The sequence below is a fragment of the Paenibacillus sp. J31R122 genome, assembly GCF_056269185.1.
On record NZ_JBWDNM010000005.1, the window covers coordinates 249,008 to 268,405 of the forward strand.

The following is a 19,398-nucleotide window of genomic DNA, read 5'->3' on the forward strand; positions in this document are numbered from 1 at the left end:
CTGGCACTTGCGGAGTCAAGAGGTGTATACGAAAGTAAAGACTAGTATATGGATGAAGGTCGCTGTCATTCCTATACTAGAACTATGAAGGGAAGCTGCATGAAAGCAGCAGCTGCCTATATTGAGACAATATGGAGGGGTAGTATGAAGAAGAAGAAGAATAGTAAGGTGCTCATGGTCGTCGCATTGATTCTTTGCTTGGCTATTACCGCATGCGGTAATAATGCGGGTAATAACACGGGTAATAACACGAAGGAGCCGGAAAAGTCTCCAAGCCCGACAGCTGAGCAAACAAATGAAGTGATTGAAGTTTCGACGGTTTCTCCAAGTGATCAATATTTGAAGTTCGATGAAGGCGAGAGCTTCGAAAAAAATGCCGTCTATGACGCTTACGAGAAAGACATTGGCGTTAAGATTACGAACAAGTGGATAGCCGATGTTAGTCAGTTCAAGGAAAAGGTAAAAATCACAATCGCTTCTGACGACCTTCCAGATTTCCTCAAGGTTGATGCTACACAACTGAAAGAGCTGACCGAAGCGGATATGATCATGGATTTGACGGAAGTGTATGACAAAAATGCCACGGAGGAAACGAAGAAGTTTCTAACGATGGATGGCGGTATGCAGATGAAGACCGCTATGTTCGATAATAAGCTAATGGGTATTCCTAGCTCATACAATCCGTACAACTATCAATATCTCTATGTACGTACGGATTGGCTGAAAGAGCTGAATTTGCCTGAACCGAAGACGATGGCGGATTTCATGGCTATTGCAGAGGCTTTTAAAGCCAAAGCTCCTGGCGGTACAGGTACATCTTATGGGCTTGCAGTGAGCAAAAACCCATTTATTATTGATACAGGTGTAACCGGATTACGAGCATTCCTCAATAGCTATCATGCATATGAAAATATTTGGATGGAGGATGGCAAGGGCGGATTGGTTAATAGTGATATTCAGCCGCAAATGAAGGAAGCGCTTGCCGCGCTTCAGGATATGTTCAAGAAAGGATTGCTTGATCCTGAATTCGCTGTTAAAGATGTGGAGAAAGCTGCTGAACTGATCTATGACAATAGCATCGGTATGGTATTTGGCGCATCATGGACTCCAGCTCAGCTCATTAAAGGCGCTGTAAAGGACGGCAAAGTTGTACAGGAGTGGGGCGCATTCCCGATTCCATCAGTGGATAGCAACCCTGCATTATCGCAAATCGGACTGGGTGTTGACGAATATTATGTCATCTCCAAGAAAGCGAAGCATCCAGAAGGCGTTATTAGATTGCTTAACCATTGGATTGCAGTTGACAATCATCCAACAGCTGAGCAAAAAGTATATGAATTCGGTAAAGATCTTGTAGAGAAAGGCAACAATTACTGGCTGATTAGTCCTCTTCGTGTAGGTAAACAACTGGACAACAACGGTGAAGTGCTGCCAGTAGCTATTGAAAACAAGGATACAAGTATTTTGGTGACGAAGGATCATAAAACGCGGTATGAGCGTGCGATGAAATACGTTGACGGAGATACAAGCATGTGGTGGGAATATTTGATTTCAGGTCCGAAGGGCGTGTTTTCACTAGTTCCGCCAATTCAGAAGAACAAACAATATTTGCAAAATAAATTTTATGGTGCACCAACACCGACTATGGTAGATAGACAGGAAATTTTGCTCAAAAAGCGGGATGAGGTATTCTTCAAAATTATTATGAATCAAGTTTCCGTTGATGAATTCGATAAATTCGTAGAAGACTGGAAAAAGCTTGGCGGCGATGAAATTACTAAAGAAGTAAATGAGTTGTTCGCGAATAAGAAATAATCGCAAAGCGGATAAATTGAGGGATTGGATGAATCAATCCCTCTTTTTATTAACCATTTTGAATCAACTCTTTAGTCAAACAGCGAGGTGAATGACATGAATGTACTAACACGGATTTGGAAGAGGGAATGGCCTCTTCATATGATGCTGCTTCCAGGAATCGCTTTGCTTTTGATTTTCAGCTATGTCCCGATGGCAGGCATCATTATGGCTTTCCAGAAATATATACCGAACAAAGGCTTGTTCGGCTCACCATTTATCGGTATGAAAAACTTTCAATTATTAATTGATTATCCGGATATCGGGCGTATTTTCATCAATACGGTTTATATTGCCGTTATGAAAATCATAGCTGGACTAATTGTACCTATTACGGTTGCGATATTGCTTAATGAGCTTCGGAAAGAATGGATAAAACGTACGTTCCAGACGCTTGTTTACTTGCCGCACTTTCTATCTTGGGTTTTGTTAAGCGGGATTTTGGTTGATGTGTTGTCTCCATCCTCAGGTATTTTCAATCAACTGCTTGGTTTATTCGGTATAAAGCCTATCTTTTTCTTGGGTAGTAATGATTGGTTTCCGTATGTGATGGTCGCATCGGATGTGTGGAAGGAATTTGGATTCGGTACGATTGTCTATCTGGCAGCGCTAACAGGCATCAACCCATCGCTTTACGAAGCGGCGGAGATTGACGGCGCAGGACGGATCAAACAGACCTTTCATGTAACACTGCCTGGAATGATGCCGATCATCGTGCTTATGTTTACGCTTAATATCGGGAATGTCCTCAATGCTGGATTTGAACAAATCTTTAACCTGTATAGCCCCCCCGTCTATGAAAGCGCAGATATTATCGATACCTTTGTCTATCGTATGGGTGTGCAACAGGCGCAATTCGGTTTTGCCACAGCAGTAGGTCTATTGAAATCCATTGTATCTTTTATATTCATTTCTCTTTCTTATATTTTAGCCTATCGTGTAGCGAATTACCGCATTTTTTAATGATGCGTTCGTAATTCAGAAGGGAGACATACCGTGGTTACAAACCGATCAGTGGGCAGAAAAATATTTGTAGTGAGCAACTTTATTTTTCTAGCGCTAATATCCTTCTTATGTCTAATGCCTATCATTCATATATTGGCGATCTCATTCAGCTCTGGAGCTGCGGCGGCAGCCGGCCAGGTTTCTCTGTGGCCGGTTGATTTCACAACTGCTGCTTATGATAATGTATTTGGAAAACCGGAATATTTGCGTGCGTTCTGGGTTTCGGTCCAGCGTGTTGTTCTGGGAACATCGATTAGTATGTTCTTGATGATATTAACGGCATATCCGTTGTCCAAAGATCCTAGTCAATTTCGGCTTAGAACCTTTTATGCCTGGCTATTCGTATTTACGATTTTGTTTAGCGGCGGTCTTATCCCTTCTTATCTGACTGTCAAATCACTCGGCCTGATAGACACAATGTGGGCTTTAGTATTGCCAACAGCTATTCCTGTGTTCAATGTCATCCTACTGCTTAACTTTTATCGTAATTTGCCTAAGGAACTAGAGGAATCCTCGCGTATAGATGGCGCAGGCCATTTCACTACATTGTGGAAAATATATGTACCGCTATCTTTGCCTGCACTCGCAACGACGGGACTCCTCACGATGGTGGGACATTGGAATAGTTGGTTTGACGGTATGCTGTATATGAATCATACTGAGAATTATCCGCTGCAGACGTTTCTACAGACTGTCATTATCAAGATGGATTTCCGCTTTATTAAAGCGGAGAATGTCGAATTAATGCTCAAGCTGTCTGATCGCACAAGCCGAGCGGCACAAATTTTCGTAGCGGCATTTCCGATTCTTATTGTCTATCCGTTTTTACAGAGGTTTTTCATAAAAGGGATAGTAATGGGAAGTGTGAAAGGATAGTATCGGAGTGCTCTACTAATACGGGAGAACAAACGATGAAAAGCTCATTCTTTTTGCATGACTCCTCCATATTCAAGAAAATTATGGCTGCCTTTCTGGCGGCCTTGTTGCCGCTGATGGCGATTACTTGGATGATTAATGAGAAGGGCTCGGACAATGTTCGCAGTGAAATCTCAGAATCGGTTCTGAATACGACACGGTTTTATATGGACTCGCTGGATAAGGAAGCGGATCGGATTAGCCGTTATTTGCCAAACTATGTGATGGACAAAGATTTGATGGAAATTGCAGCAACGGGTACAGACATGAGCTCCTATGATCGGGCCCGCAAAATATTGGATATCCAGCGACGACTGGAGCTTATGAAAAACTCAAGTCCATTTATTAGAGAAGCAAAGGCCTATATTCCATTAATCAAACGTACTATTCTGAGCAATAATTTTGAAACTCACTTGAGTGAGCTTGAATATAGATCGATGCGGCATAGTGAGAAACTGTATGATGAACCGTTCATTTACTGGAAAGATCGATTGTTTATTACGATGCAATATCCGATTAATACAGTCAAAAATCCGTTATATATTGTTGGGGTTGAATTATCGACTATTAAGATTAAAGAAACACTATCGCAAATTGGCGGGACACGAGGCGGACAGAGTGTGCTGCTTAATTTGGAACGCGGCTGGAGCATCGAAAGTGGTGTGGAGTCGGCTTTGTTGGAGAAAATGAAAGCCTTTGCATTGGAGAAGCGGGAATCGAATTCCGACGAAGGCTACGAAACCATTATTTATAATGGTAAGCGATTTCTTACTGTGTATAAATATTCTAACTTTTGGAATTCCTATTCAATTACCTGTATACCTGAAGAGTCGGTCTTAGGCTCATTACAGATGTATCGAACCTTATTCTGGTGGGCTTGCATACTTGCCGTGTGTATCGTATTGTTTTTTACCTATTTTTTATTGCGATTTATTTATCGACCTTTGATGAAGCTGGTACACTCCTTCCGTCGAGTTCAGCAGAACAGGCTTGAGCCGATGGTCATCGACCGTGGAGCGGATGAGTTCGGTTATTTGTACCAAGCGTTTAATAATACTGTGCGATCCTTGAAAACATTAATTGAGGAAAATTATGAGCAGCAAATTCGGAGTCAACGCTCGGAGCTGAAACGACTGCAATCGCAGATTAATCCTCATTTTTTATATAATTGTTTTTTTGTACTATGTCGTTTGATCAAATCAGATAGTCAGAAGGAGAAGGCTTATCAATTTTGTTTATATATTGGACAATACTTTCAATTCATTACCCGCAACGATGAGGATGACATTCCGTTCGAGCTTGAGGTGGAGCATTCTCGCACTTATGTAGAGATGCAATCGATCTGTTACGGGGAACGGATAGAGGTTTTGTTTGAAGGAGAAGTTCCTGCTATTCAAGTTCCAAGGCTGATTTTGCAGCCGATCATCGAGAATGCTTATAAGCACGCGTTAGGCAATATGCTTAAACCTGGCGAGTTATGGGTGCATAGTAAGCAGCAAGAAAATGTATTTTTGATGTACGTTGAAGATAACGGTCAAAGCATTACGGATGAAGATATTGAGCTTCTTCGGAAGAAGCTGCGCCATTCAACGAATCGGATTGAGGAAACGACAGGAATTATGAATGTTCATCGCAGAATTCAACTGCGCTACGGAGAGGAATATGGCATTATGGTGTCACGATCTGAATTAGGCGGATTGCAGGTAGGAATCAAGCTGAGTGTAAGTTAGAGGGGGAATCAGCATGTACAGACTGCTTATTGTCGATGACCTTCCGATCATCGTTGATGGTCTTCTTGAGCTATTTGAACAGACAGAACATTTGCAGATCGAGTTGATGAAAGCTTATTCAGGTGAAGAAGCTTTGGAGGTTATGACTCATCATCGCATCGATATTGTCGTTTCCGACATTAAGATGCCTGGAATTGAAGGGATCGAGCTGTTGCAGGAAATCAGGTCACAGTGGCCTGCCTGCAAAGTTATTTTTCTAACCGGCTATAATGACTTCCAATATGCAAGGAACGCCATTACTTACGGCGGGTTTGATTATATTCTAAAGGTAGAAAGCGACGAGAAAATTGTTCAGTCTGTGGAACGAGCCATCGAGAAAATTGAAGAAGAACAGGATCAGGTACAGCTGATCGCGAGAACGGAATCGAAAATGAGATTGGCGTTGCCATCGATGCAAAAGGAGTATATGTGGGGACTCTTTCAAGGCAAGCAAGTAACGGAGAGTCAGTTAGATCAGTCCTTCAAAGAAATAGATATTCCGCTTGATGCCGCATTGCCGGTATATTTGCTTGTTGGAAGGATAGATGCTTGGAAAGAGCTGTTCACCACGCGGGATAAAGCGTTGTTGACCTACGCGATGCAAAATATTTGCGACGAATACTTGAGGGTGCAGGTAATAAGCTACCCTGTTGTATTCGAGCTGACAAAGATCGTTTGGATCATTCAACCGAAAGCCTCAGATGAATTGTCCGCTGATCCCAGTAGCTTGGACTGGATGAGAGCTCATCGTTATACGAGCGGTATTCTGGAAAATGTTCAAGGAGCATGCAAGAAGCTGCTGGGACTTTCGGTTTCTTTCCTTCTCGGAAGCGAAGTGATCACATGGAATAACCTATCGGAGCGGTTTCATTCGATCAAATACGGTTTGGTGCAAGGGCATGGATTATTTAATGAGGTCATTATGACGGATAAGGATATTCAGAAGGAAGAGATCAAAGATAAGGTGAGCAGCCATCATGACAGCTTTTATCATGCTCGGGTTCAATTGCTCATGAGCTTTCTCGAGAATAACCATCGGGAGCAATTTAATAAGCTGTATGTCGAGCTCACGGCTATATGGAATGATTGGGGAGCTCCTAGTGAGCGTAAGATTGAATTATATCATTCCCTCTCGGCGGTGTTCCTGTTCTATATCCATAAAAACAGAGACATCCGGGATTATATGAATACGCAGTTGGATTTGGATAAGTTGTATCGGTACGGGGATTCAAATTCATGGCCGGAGCTGATTCAGTATTATAGGCAAATGGCCGACTGCTTCTTCGAATGGAATACGCTGCGGGGTACGCAATTGCCGACAGAGGTTGTTAACAAGGTGCATCGCTATATCGAGGAGCATGTATCTACTGATATTTCTTTAACAGCACTGGCAGATTATGTGGGCCTCAATCCATCCTATTTGTCTAGGCACTATAAGCAAATTACTGGCATCGGTTTATCGAAATATGTGAACGACTACAAAAATTTGATTGCAAAAGACATGCTTTTGAACACTTCGATGAAAGTAAATGAAATTGCTGCCGCACTAGGATATAACTCAGCACTCGCTTTTATTCGCTTTTTTAAGAAGCAGAACGAAATGACGCCACAGGACTTCCGTATGGCACGATGCCAATCGCAAATCCAAGGTCAATAATTGTATATGGATTGTAAATAACGATCTCTTTTTCCTCCCGGCCTATCCCTTTAAAATGGAAGTACAGAAGGTGTACAAGAGGAGGAAAAGTTTTGAGTACTTTAACAGCTGTATTACTAGGCGCAGGCAGTAGAGGGAGATACATTTATGGACCCTATGCTGAGAAATTTCCGAATGAGTTAAAAATTATCGCGGTAGCCGAGCCGGACGATGAGCGTAGAAATCGGTTTGCGGAGACTCATCAAATCGACCCGGAGCATGTCTATGATTCTTGGGAAAAAGCATTTGATCAAGGTCGTATTGCGGATGTGATGATCATCTGTACACTGGACCCTATGCATTATTTACCGGCGATGAAAGCGATGGAGCTGGGCTATCACGTCATGCTAGAGAAGCCGATGTCTCCGTCCTTGGAGGAATGTATCCAGCTGGAGCAGGCTTCACATCGATTTAAGCGGCTACTTGTTGTCACGCATGTTCTTCGTTATTCACCTTTCTGGTCGGGAATCAAAAAATGTATTGAGGATGGCGAGCTCGGAACCGTGGGCACGATTCAATTAACGGAGAACGTCGGCTATCACCATATGACGCATAGCTATGTGCGCGGCAATTGGAGAAATTCAGAGGAGACGAGTCCGATGATTTTGGCCAAATCCTGTCATGATCTGGACATTATATCCTGGCTGATGAAGCAGCCGTGTACAAGCGTAAGCTCGTATGGCTCATTGCTTCATTTTAGATCGGAGAATGCCCCGGAAGGCTCGGCGGAACGCTGTATTGATGGCTGTGCGGTTGAAAAGGAATGTGCTTTCTCGGCAATGAAAATGTATATGCAGCCACCGCATCACCCTTGGGCGCGTTATATGACGAATGATTTATCGCAAGAAGGGATATTAAAGGCTCTTAAAGAAGGACCTTTTGGGCGCTGTGTATATCGCTGTGATAACAATGTCGTTGATCATCAGGTCGTTAATATGGCATTCGAAAATGGAGCGAACGCGTCGTTCATCATGTCAGGGCTGACACAAAGCGGTACACGCCGGGTTCAAATTATGGGAACGCAGGGCGAAATCATTGGAGATATGGATAAAGGGTCCTTTACGTTATACCGCTATGTTACTGGAGAACAGCTCGAGATTCGCTGCAATGTCGAAGGAGACGGCCACGGAGGCGGAGATGAACGCATGGTGAGCTCGTTCCTGCGTGATGTTCGCCAGTTTGACAGCAATCCATCCCATGGCTTAACATCTGCAACGGCGTCACTGCAAAGCCACTTGATGGCATTTGCAGCCGAGCATTCAAGATTGTATGAGGGGATGGCTGTCAAGATTTCGGATATGCAGAAGAAGGAAGAAATGACGGTATAGATGACGGGTTGTCCCTGAAGCAGATTGAAGCTGCTTTGGGGACATTTTTTTGTTGTGCGCGATGCAGCTTAGAGCACTGTTATAAGCTATTACATTACAAAAAAAGCCGATCGAATGTAAGACCAATGGTCTTCTTTTCGATCGGCTTGCTTCATTTGACTTTACTTCCTCGGCGCCGAAAGGTTGTAGACACCAAAATCATAGAAGGAATATCCGTAAAATGTAGCTCTTTCAATCCCTTCAAATTTAATGTATCTTGCCTTGATCGGATCAAAATGAACCGTCTCTTTTCCATCTTTTGCGTTAATGACTCCATTATTTCCTTTAATAATACTAGTCCAGTTTTGATTATCATCAGAAACGAGCAGCTTGTATGTTTTAGCGCGGGCATATTCCCAATCGATTCTAATCGTATCAAACTCCGTCGTTTTACCAAGATCAACCTGGAACCAGGTATTGTTAATTAGCTCACTTGCCCATCTTGAAGCCGGGAATTCGTCAACAGCTTTCTCGGGCGCATAATTAGGACTGGAGGCTTCAACCGTAGATGCTTTTGCGTCTTTATTCAAAGCCAAGTTTCCAATTAGGTAATAGACGCCTTCCTTCAGCGTAATGTACGCTGCTTCTGAAATGATATGGTCTTTCTGCAGAAGGTCTAGCTTAGCATTATAGCTTTTTAAATACTTTGTAGCCTTTACCTCATCGGTGCCTTTGAACCGCTTTATCATTTCCAAGTCTTTGATCAGGGAACGAGCTGCTTTATTATTGGTGAATTGTTTGGTTTCATCGAAGCGTTCAACTAACTTTTTCTGGTTGGAGGCGTTAGTGATTGCTTCAATTACGTAGGATGTTTTCTGAGATTTTCCCGCTGCTACGGTTATAATCAACTCATGCTTTCCGGGTTTACCGGTGAGATCAATGACTGTGCCCGGTGTATAAGGCCTGCCATTAAAGGTAGCGGTTGCTTTAACCAATCCGCTGCCATCATCATTTTTTATTGACCATGTAAACTGAACGGGATCCAAATCAGACACGGTTGCTTCACTTTGAAGCATTTGGCCGTTAATTTGTACATCTACCTCTGGAGGAGCAGCATTGTTAATTTGATACGTTCCACTCACAAATTGATATAGCCAATCGTACAAAATACGTGTTGCAGGATCAGTGCTTATCGCAGTATCAAACACGGCATTATTACCTTGGTAGTAGGCTTTAAAACCATTTTGCATCAGACCAGTCGTAACACCGCTGTTCAAATAATCAACATACCGCTCGCGGAATACGCTGTCTGTCAGCATGCGATCATCGAACTCAAGTTCAAGGCTCATCCCGTAGCCTTTAGCTATGTTGGAAGCGTCTTCAAGACGATCTTCGCCCAGCTCTTCGAAAAAGTAGTTAGGTTGGAAGGCTACTGCATCAAACCCGACATCCTTCCACATATGGCTTTTGTATGCCAAGAAGTGGGGTATCCAGAACAGCTTAAGGTTCATGTCATGAACTTTATTGCTCGTCGAACGAATCAAATCGGGACCCGTAGCGCTGGTACTGATTTGTTCTTCCAGCCAGTACATGCCGACTAGCTCAAGATTGGAATAATTTTTAGCTCCCCATCTCTGTTCCACCTCATTTAACCACCATTGAACCACTTTCTCTCTATTTGCTAACGCTTGTTCATTTCCGACTTCAGAAGCATTGAAGCTTTCAGTCACACCATCGTTATCAATATCCCCGAAGTTGTTCAAGCTCTCACCTGGATCTGGAATCATCAAAACAACCTTTACCTTATGATCAGACTGATTTAGCCCGACTCCGACTTCCTTTGTTGCTTCATTTAACTGCTGCATATCGCCAGTTTCAGCAAAAGTCTTATCCAAATACCATTTCCAGTCATCCAGATTTGCTCCACCACCGTAGTCTCGACCGGCAGGTGATGTAAGACCGAGATAAAGAACGCCGTCAAAGAGCCAATCTACTGGCTTACCTGTCCCGTCTACATAACTGATATTAGGAATAATCCGTTCCTTCGTCCAAGTCCCTTTATCATTCGCATATTGACCATTATAGAGCAATCCAAGATTGCTAATGCCGGCCGTTGCTTCTCCCGGCTTTAAAAAGGCGGGCTGTTCAGCGGGAACTGACTCCGCTCCTTCCAGTTGTCCATCTGCTCCCAAAATTTCAACCTCATCAATAAAGGTCCAAGCTCTGCTATGCATCGAGAAGGTTACTTTCACATAACGAGCATACGCCATCTCCGCGTCAGAATTTCCGCTTTTGATCCCATCTCTGCTGCCATCCCATTCATAGATTTCTTCTCTTGGCGGTCCATCTCCCCAAAGAAGCTGGGTAGAATTGTGTGAAAGCGTTCCCCAATTTTCCTTGTCGTCAGAGACGTACATGGAGACCGTCAAAGGCACAAGCATGGAGTTGGTTGGCCAATCCTGCATAAACCGCGCTTTAATATTCGAAATAGACTTTTTCTCGCCTAAATCAAACACGACTTCGCGTGTCATCTTTTTCACATGTCCTACCCACGCTGGATCTGACATATCCAAATTGCCATGTATTCCATCCGTAAGCTTCTTACTATTATCAGGATATTTTGCTTCCGGTTCTTCCGACCATTCATAACCGAGCCCAAGAGCAAGATTACGGAACCCCGGCTGTCCTTCTTCCGCTTGTGATACCGGAACCAGTGTCAACAACATAACTGCAATAATTGTGATAGCAATCCATCTTTTATTCGCTCTCATTAATGTTAGCTCCCTTTCTATTCTAGAGTAGTGAAACTTCAGCCATTAAATGCGATTCTTTTCTTTTCAAGCTTCTTGCGATACTCGTTCCCCCTTTCCGTGCTTCCATCACGATCGATGTAGAAGCTTATAGCAATGTCCTTACTGTTACATTATGAAAATTGACACTTCTTTCAAAGAGATAACTTCTTACTTTTATATACATTTGTTTACTTGCTTCAGAAAAAGTCACGCGTGGTGTGATAGGGGTTAATAATCAAATCAAAACATACAGGCTACCTTTAAGATGGATGGAACAAACGAGCTAGTGTCTTTAAGTCGGGTAAGCTCACATTAAGCTGGTTTCGAGAATTCAAGGTGATAGATGGTCCATGAACATAGAAGTAAGGACGGAGGAAGATATCGTATAAAATGGTACAAAAATAAATCCTATGGATTTGGAGTTCAACGCGCTAGGGGGGGATGCTGCCTTAAGAAGAGAGGTGAGGATGAGATGAGATGAGAAGAGATGAGATGAGATGGAGTTTTTTCCTAATCATAATCAGGCAAAAAAAACCGGTGCGAGGATCTTAGCCGGTGGTCTTAGTCCTCTAACGGTCATTGATAGCATACTAATCGTAAGGATTAGCCTTACTCAGCTGTGACACCACCATCAACAGGAAGCTCAACACCTGTATACGATCAATCGTAGTACGAACACAATATAATTGCTGTGAGCAAAGTCATAGTATTTGTTCATAAGCATTACTTTGCAATATCGATAAAGCCTTCGCCGAACACATCGCGTACGTCATGAATGGTAATAAATGCGTCTTTATCGTGCGCTTTAACAATTTTTTTAAGGAAGCTTACTTCCTGTTTACTTATAACAATGTACAGAATCTCTCGAGGCTGCTTGGAATAATATCCACGACCATATAGAACAGTCACCCCTCTATCCATCAGTTGATTGACTTGCGCAGCAATTTTGTCCTGCTCATCGGATATAATCGTAACGGCTTTCTTCGGATTTAACCCTTCAATGATGAAATCCATCACTTTAGTGCCGATATAAAGCATTAGAATGGTCAACATTAGACCCTGTGCGCCGATAATGTATACAGAAGAGATGGCAACGATCGCGTCGAACAGTAAGAGTGAATAGCTGATGTTCCAATCCAAATACTTATTTGCGAGTCTAGCTAGAATCGTCGAGCCCGCCGTTGTACCGCCGGCCCTTATAATCAAACCAAGGCCGACTCCGGCAAATATGCCTCCGAAAATCGCGTTGACCGTTAATTCAGTCGATTGAATATGCCAATCTTCAGTCAGATGTAGAAACAAGGAGTTGAATGAAACAGCGATAATCGTATAAATCACCGTTGTCTTATCCAACAGCTTATAACCTACGATGAGCAAAAAGAAATTAATAATGAGCGCGATAAGTCCGGGTGACCATTCGAATAGGTAATAAGCAATGATCGTTAAGCCAATTACACCGCCTTCACCGAAATGATTCGGGATCACGAATAAATTGACGGCCAATGCAAATAGAAGAGCGCCGAAGATGATGGAGACCATGTCTAGTAATCTTTTTTTCATTGAAATGCCTGCTTTCTAAGCTGAAATTAAATTTGTAAGGATGGTATAAAGCGTGTAGAGCTTGTCGGTTAATTATTCTGATACTCGAAAAAATAGATCGTACAGACTGTCCACCTAGCTAGCGGCTAGGGCAAAACAAACGTAAAATAGTTTAACGGACATAGTTCCGCTATTCCTCTTCTCACAATTGCCTAATTTGCGATATCCACGATATTTACTTTGCCCACGATGCCCACGTAGTTTCAATATTTGTAATTAAATGAGACAGTAATAGGGAGAGCTGCGATTTAGTGTCAGGGAATGAACTTAGTAGGCAGGGTTAGCTGATTTGTGTCCTCTTTTCGGTCAATTAGCTTTAAATTCTGAAACTAAATCGTCTCTAACTCCCTAATGGCTCTCATTAGTTTCATAATCTTCAACTAATTTAACCTCGCCACCAAACCTTTCAGTCTCAGCAACCGCTACCGTATGCTGGTTAATCAACAGTCGTTATTTAAAAGGATAGTATAGTGATCATAATCGGTCTAACCGCAATAGTAAACCACGTTATGAGATAGCTGCGACATCACCTTTATTCTTTCGAAATATGGAATATTCATACATGGAGGAAGCCAGAAGAATATAAACCCCAGCTTCTATAGCGAAGCCGGGGCTGTCTCTAGATTCATCCTCTAACAAGCTTATACGATACTTTTCTTGCGCTCCATTATATAGCTGGTTATTCCCAAAATAAGACCGAGACCTACAAGCAGGGCGCCTACCCAAGGCAGCGAGGTTATAGCTAGATGAGTAATGACCCATCCGCCAATGAAGGCTCCAGTCGCGTTTCCCAAATTGCCGGCAGAATGAGTGGCAGTAGAGGCAAGCGCCGGCGCGGACTGCGCGAGGCTCATAACCCGCACCTGCAGCCCAGGCATTACCGCAAAGGAAGCAACACCCCATAGAAATATAGTTAGAACGGCAGCGATTGGACTATGGACTGTAAAAGTAAAGATAGTAAGGATGACACTTATCGCAAAATAAAGCCCGAGTATGGAGGGCATTAGCTTCCAATCGGCAAGCTTCCCACCGACGATATTACCGATCGTCACGCCGCAGCCGAATAGAACGAGAATCCAGGTTACATGATGATCGGCAAAACCGCTCACTTGCTGCAGCAGTGGAGCTATATAAGTAAATACGGTAAACAAGCCGGCATTTCCTAGCGCTCCGATCAGCAAGTAAAGAAGCAGCCTGGGCTGAATCAACGCGCCAATCTGCTGAACTAAACTAATCGGTTTTTCTTGCTTAATGCGTGGAATGAACATCATAATGCCAATCAGTGCTATGACTCCCATTATTGCAATTGCACCAAACGACGCGCGCCAGCCCATATGCTGTCCGATAAAGGTGCCCAGCGGAACACCGATAATATTTGAAATGGTTAAGCCAGCCATCATAATGGACACTGCCCCTGCACGTTTGTTCGGAGGTACTAGATTGGCGGCGATGACCGCTCCTACCCCAAAGAAAGTGCCGTGAGTTAATGCGGTAACCATACGCGCTCCCATTAGGACAGCATAGTTAGGAGCGAAGACGGAAATTCCATTACCAAGAATAAAGAGAACCATGAGCAAGCATAGCAGCTTCTTCTGCGGAATTCGTTGGGTGAGGATCGTTAGTATAGGTGCTCCGATGGCTACCCCAAGCGCATACATCGTTATGAGTTGTCCTGCGGTTGAAATGCTAACATGCAAATCATCAGCTACATTAGGCAGAATACCCATGATGACAAACTCAGTCATGCCAATTGCGAATGAGCCTACTGTTAGGGATAGTATGGCGATGGGGAACGGTTCTTTTTTTACTAGTTTCCTGTTAATGCTTTGTGTCAAATTCATGCTGTAGATGTCAACCTTTCTTCTGTCTGGAGTGAAGCGTCATCTTAATATTATACAGACCCGACATATAAGACCTGTTTAATATTATTTAATTTTATAAAATTAATATCAAGAGAAATATTTTCTGAATTAAAAAGGACAGTCGATTAGGGATCAACCCTTGCTCGACTGTCCTTTTCTATAAAATGTAACAATCACCGTATACTCGGCTTTTTATTTCACCGCCAAGTGGACGCTTTATCCACAGAAGTCGGCGATAACCCTTTACACTCACAGCATATTAATTAGAGAACTTCAGCTGCTTCAACGTCCGTTGCAAAATAACAGCGGCTTGAGCACGAGTTGCGTGATTTGAAGGGGCGAAAGCGCCCTTCGTGTTACCCTGCATGATACCCTTGTCCGCCAGCAGTGCCGCTTGCGACGATGCCCATTGCGGAATGGTGTCAGAGTCTGAGAACTTGTTCAGTGAGTCTGTGTTGCTGGATAGATTTGCTGCATCCACAATTTCCATAGCACGGGCAATCATAACCGCCATCTGCGCTCGAGTAATATTGTCATTAGGCGCAAACTCTGCTGATGCAATTCCGTTAACCAGTCCGAATTGAACGGCTGTTTCGATTGAGCCTGCATACCATGCACTCGGTGCAACATCATGGAATGCAGTGGAGCCTTTACCTGCTGTAAGCCCTAAACTGCGAACGAGCATGGATGTGAATTCAGCTCTTGTGATCGCTTTGTCTGGTGCGAAATCATTGTCGTTAACGCCTTTGACGATAAGCTTAGACGCCATGGCTTCAACTTCTTTTTTCGCCCAGTGTCCATTCAGATCAGTGAAGCTCTTATTGTATTGGATCATGGCATAGATACTATTGCCAGGTCGCTTTATTTCAACCGCCGCTTTGCCATTCAATGTTGTATGAATATGCGGTACGAAAATAAGCTCGCCGGTAGTCGGATCAACCATTACTGCTGATACGTTCGTTCCATTTGAAGCTGCTGGCACATAAATGACGCGCGAGACATAGGTAGAACCAAAATCAGTCGATTCCTTCTCTTGGTTGCCTGTTACAAGGAATACTTTAAACTCCAATGCCATATTTCCTGTCAGCTCTGCGCCGATGGATTTCACTTTGCTTTTCAGTGCTGCTAGCGTTATATCCGTCACTGGAGTGATTGATACACGAATGCTAACTGATCCATCATTAGGCAGGTTGAGGCTGTTCAGCGGCAATTTATAGACCGCATCTCCCGTTTCCATGCTAATGCTAACGGGAGTATCTTTACCATTCTCACGCATCAAAGCCGCGGCAGGTAGTGTAACCGTTGTTGCTCCGTGCAAGCTTGGCATAGTAATGTTTACTTCCGCTTGCTTTCCTGCGCCTGCTGAAGCTACAGCTTCTTTAAGTGCGGCTTGCAGCTCTTCGGCTTTAACCGTCACTTGATTAACGACTTGACCATCAGCATTTGTTCCTTTGGTTACAGTTAGTGCTTTTTCAGAAAGCACAACCTTTCCTGTGCCCGGCTGATCAGGTTTAACAGGAGGTGTAGGAGGGACGTATCCATCGCCAGTCCAGCCTGATGCCTTCACCGTTACGATAGCTTCGGCAATACCATAGCCATCAGCACTAAGTGCTGTGATTACAGCTGTGCCTTCTACCGATCCTGGTGTAACAAATCCGTTTGCATTTACCCGGGCTACACTTGAGTTGGATGTTGTCCATGTTACGGAACGATCTGTGCTGCCTACCGGTGTTACATCAGCCGTAAGCTGTGCGCCAGTTCCATTTGGAACTAAGGAAAGCGCGGATTTGTCTAGTGTAACCTTGGTGATGTTCATTTGTAGAACGGCGATTGTGCCGCCCACTTCATTGGCAACCAGTAAGAGTGGCAATCCTGTTGGGCTGCTCGTTGCCGGAATGAATTCCAGACCTTCTGGTCCCGTATCCGTATTTAATCCTTTGGTGAAATCGCGTGTGTTGATGTAGTTGGCGAATATCGGATTTTCTGGATTCGTTACATCGTAGGTCATAACGCCGCCAATACGCTCCAGTCCTACGAAAGCGAAAGCTTTGCTGCCAACTTGACCAACAGCAACATATTCCGGCTCTGGTCCTTTTTTGGTGCTTCTGTCATCCTTATCGGTCTTGCTGTTGCTTGCATTGAAATAATCGGGCAGCCGCTGCGAAGTAATGGTCTCGAAATCACTGCCGCTGTCGTACACTTGAGCCATTGTGTCTGCGTCCCAGATGGAGAAGGAGCGCCCGCCGTACATATAAACACCGTCATTACCCATATCACTGACTACTTCTACTTTATCGTATGCCGTTTTCCCATTTAAGAAAATAGCCGCAGCAGATGCTGGGTTTAATCCACCATTGATTTTACCTATTGTTGTTGCGTTTATACGGGTAGGTGTATCTGAGTCAGCAGGCCACTCTGTTGCATCCCCCTCATTGGCTGTGAACAAATATTGTTTTCCATTGAGGTTATAGCTTGCGATGCCGTCTGGCATATACATACCGAAGAATGGCACGTTCTCCAAATGAATAAGTCCGTCCTTCACTAAGTCTAAGGCGTTTTTAGATTGATTAAAGTCTTTATACCCAAGTCCCTTTACGGCATCAACCGACTTGGAAGCAATATCAATAATCGCAATTGAGTTATTCTCTTGCAGCGCGATGTATGCTTTTGTCTCGTTTTCATTTAGAGCAATATATTCCGGTTCTAGGTCGAAAATCGCATCCGTCTTGGAGCCGCTTCCGGTAATCTTCCCGGAGATTGGGTCAGATGCGCCGCGAATATGAACCAGATCATCTATAACTGCGGGATTATTGAATTCCACGAGAGTAGATACATTTGTTAGTGTGTCAATAATCGTCACGCTGCCTTCAGGGTCCCCTGCTGACGTACGCGGCTCAGCTTCGTCTGCTGTTAGTATGTACTTGCCGTCGGAGGTGAATTTAACCATATCGGGCTGAACGCCAGCTTCATGCGTCTTCAATAGATTTCCATCATAATCGAGCACGAGAATTTTGCCGTTCTTCATAGAATCAGCCTCTTGTATAGCTACGACTACACGTTTAGTTGCCGTATTAATATCGATACTGGTCAAGTCGCCATAGACGAAACCATCAGTTTCCGATAACTGTTTAACGAGAATCGATTTTTCTTTCGTTAGAGTGGCGTTGGTAGTCAGGGCTACGATATCCATGCTTGGCGGATTACTTGCGCCATTCACAATATACATTTTTCCATTGTCTTTATTATATTTAACAATTTCCGCGACGCCACCATCTTTGCTTGAAGTGCCGACCGTATATTGACTAATTTTCTCAACGTTCAACTTGTCAGCGATTTGTGGCTTCTGGACAGTTAGCGTAAACACCTTATTAACAACAACTGGAGGGTTGGCGCTATCGGTTACAGTCAAACTTACCGAAGCTATGCCCTCTGAAGTTGGTGTTCCTGTAATACTGCCATCCTGATTGATGGCAAGGCCGGTTGGCAGCCCAGTCGCAGCGTATGTATAGGGAAGAGTACCGCCATATACGGATGTTGTTACCGAATAAGGTGAGCCCACATTAGCATTTGCAAGTTCTTTTGTCGCAATGCCGAGTTCTGGAGCGGACTGGCCCCAAGCAAGATCGCCGCTGTAGCGAGGCCCTTTGCCGTTTAGCGAAGGAGCGGAATAATCAATTAGTTCGAAATCGGTCTTATTGTTATCCGCATCGGAGAAATTGAGACGGCGTAGACCGATTTTCTTAGAGTTGCTTGCATCTTTTCCTGTAGAATAGTCTTGTTCGTAGCCATCAATCTTATTTCCAGCTGTATTACCTGCCGTTCCTAGCATGTCCACATAACCTTCAACAATCGTAGGGCTAAATGGGTTAGCTTCAGTCAGAGTATTGGTGTTACTGAGTAATACTACCTTTAATCCTTTGTTATGAATGTAAATATCATTCGCATTCTCATCAACCAGCTTTTGATCATACTTAGTAGATACATCCAGTAATGGAGTAGGTGCCTTAGTTGCTGCGCCGATAATCAGATAGGAAGAGTGCGCTTTTATTGTATTTTTCAGATTCAATTTCGTCCAGTCGTTTGATACACCCGTGCTATCTTGTGCATAAGCATAGTGAAGTGACCAGCCTTCAAGACTTACATCGCTGTCAGTCGGATTGTGCAGCTCGATGAATCCATTAGAAGCATAAGTGCCTTGATCGTTCGGATCGGTTCCGCCGCCATACACCTGATTAATAATGACGTGCGGCACTTTAACATCGTAGCTTCCATCTACTTTGTAGGGTGTTCCTGTAATTGGTGCGGGAGCCGCCATCGCTGCGCTTCCTGCATACAAAGAACTAGTAAGCATTTGGGCAGCCAATAGTAACGCCACCATCTTTTTCCCTCTTGTATTCAAGATAAGTTCACTCTCCTATTTATATAATCTTCCTTTATTGTAAAAGTCATTTGTTAACGGGACTGCCTTTATTGTTTCTGCTAATGTAAAATTTGTAAGAATAAGAGTGTATATACATGCAGAAAAAAGCCCGCCCTTCATTTGAGGGGCGGGCTTATATTTCACTATTAAAGAACTTACGCCGCTAAGGGCGGCGAGGG

General features: G+C 43.6%; 10 protein-coding genes. 6 read left to right on the plus strand and 4 right to left on the minus strand.

Annotated features, from left to right (window positions below; translation table 11 throughout):
* The first annotated feature begins 144 nt into the window (after positions 1 to 144).
* The 6 genes from AC0YN7_RS10835 (at position 145) to AC0YN7_RS10860 (ending at position 8,567) form a co-directional block, all read left to right on the plus strand.
* Positions 145 to 1,815, plus strand: coding sequence for an extracellular solute-binding protein (locus AC0YN7_RS10835; protein WP_475809996.1), 1,671 nt, complete (start codon positions 145 to 147; stop codon positions 1,813 to 1,815).
* Between the two features lie 96 nt (positions 1,816 to 1,911).
* The gene (locus AC0YN7_RS10840) at positions 1,912 to 2,817 is read left to right on the plus strand and encodes an ABC transporter permease (RefSeq protein ID WP_475809997.1); all 906 of its coding nucleotides are present in this window, start codon (positions 1,912 to 1,914) and stop codon (positions 2,815 to 2,817) included.
* A 33-nt stretch (positions 2,818 to 2,850) separates the two neighbouring features.
* Entirely contained in the window at positions 2,851 to 3,735 is an 885-nt protein-coding gene (locus AC0YN7_RS10845; protein WP_475809998.1) for a carbohydrate ABC transporter permease, read from the plus strand.
* A 35-nt stretch (positions 3,736 to 3,770) separates the two neighbouring features.
* Positions 3,771 to 5,504 carry a sensor histidine kinase gene (locus AC0YN7_RS10850; protein ID WP_475809999.1) on the plus strand — a complete coding sequence of 578 codons (1,734 nt, stop codon included), beginning with the start codon at positions 3,771 to 3,773 and terminating at the stop codon, positions 5,502 to 5,504.
* 13 nt (positions 5,505 to 5,517) lie between these two features.
* The gene (locus AC0YN7_RS10855) at positions 5,518 to 7,200 is read left to right on the plus strand and encodes a response regulator (protein WP_475810000.1); all 1,683 of its coding nucleotides are present in this window, start codon (positions 5,518 to 5,520) and stop codon (positions 7,198 to 7,200) included.
* Between the two features lie 92 nt (positions 7,201 to 7,292).
* Positions 7,293 to 8,567, plus strand: coding sequence for a Gfo/Idh/MocA family protein (locus AC0YN7_RS10860; RefSeq protein ID WP_475810001.1), 1,275 nt, complete (start codon positions 7,293 to 7,295; stop codon positions 8,565 to 8,567).
* 161 nt (positions 8,568 to 8,728) lie between these two features.
* Here AC0YN7_RS10860 and AC0YN7_RS10865 read toward each other — a convergent pair whose 3' ends face one another.
* The 4 genes from AC0YN7_RS10865 to AC0YN7_RS10880 all read right to left on the minus strand — a co-directional run bounded on the left by AC0YN7_RS10865 (position 8,729) and on the right by AC0YN7_RS10880 (position 19,177).
* Positions 8,729 to 11,317, minus strand: a complete 2,589-nt coding sequence (locus AC0YN7_RS10865) for a DUF4855 domain-containing protein (protein WP_475810002.1) — start codon at positions 11,315 to 11,317, stop codon at positions 8,729 to 8,731.
* 744 nt (positions 11,318 to 12,061) lie between these two features.
* A complete protein-coding gene (locus AC0YN7_RS10870; protein WP_475810003.1) occupies positions 12,062 to 12,898 on the minus strand; it encodes a YitT family protein in 837 nt (278 codons plus the stop codon).
* A gap of 680 nt (positions 12,899 to 13,578) precedes the next feature.
* Entirely contained in the window at positions 13,579 to 14,778 is a 1,200-nt protein-coding gene (locus AC0YN7_RS10875) for an MFS transporter (protein ID WP_475810004.1), read from the minus strand.
* 280 nt (positions 14,779 to 15,058) lie between these two features.
* Positions 15,059 to 19,177: a choice-of-anchor I family protein gene (locus AC0YN7_RS10880; protein WP_475810005.1), complete on the minus strand. Its 4,119-nt coding sequence runs from the start codon at positions 19,175 to 19,177 to the stop codon at positions 15,059 to 15,061.
* Positions 19,178 to 19,398: the final 221 nt, after the last annotated feature.

What these genes read in the sequence shown, in the direction of transcription:
- AC0YN7_RS10835 (WP_475809996.1), top strand. Translation starts at nt 145, where the DNA reads ATGAAGAAGAAGAAGAATAGTAAGGTGCTCATGGTCGTCGCATTGATT.
- AC0YN7_RS10840 (WP_475809997.1), top strand. Translation starts at nt 1,912, where the DNA reads ATGAATGTACTAACACGGATTTGGAAGAGGGAATGGCCTCTTCATATG.
- AC0YN7_RS10850 (WP_475809999.1), top strand. Translation starts at nt 3,771, where the DNA reads ATGAAAAGCTCATTCTTTTTGCATGACTCCTCCATATTCAAGAAAATT.
- AC0YN7_RS10855 (WP_475810000.1), top strand. Translation starts at nt 5,518, where the DNA reads ATGTACAGACTGCTTATTGTCGATGACCTTCCGATCATCGTTGATGGT.
- AC0YN7_RS10865 (WP_475810002.1), bottom strand. Translation starts at nt 11,317, where the DNA reads ATGAGAGCGAATAAAAGATGGATTGCTATCACAATTATTGCAGTTATG.
- AC0YN7_RS10870 (WP_475810003.1), bottom strand. Translation starts at nt 12,898, where the DNA reads ATGAAAAAAAGATTACTAGACATGGTCTCCATCATCTTCGGCGCTCTT.
- AC0YN7_RS10875 (WP_475810004.1), bottom strand. Translation starts at nt 14,778, where the DNA reads ATGAATTTGACACAAAGCATTAACAGGAAACTAGTAAAAAAAGAACCG.
- AC0YN7_RS10880 (WP_475810005.1), bottom strand. Translation starts at nt 19,177, where the DNA reads ATGGTGGCGTTACTATTGGCTGCCCAAATGCTTACTAGTTCTTTGTAT.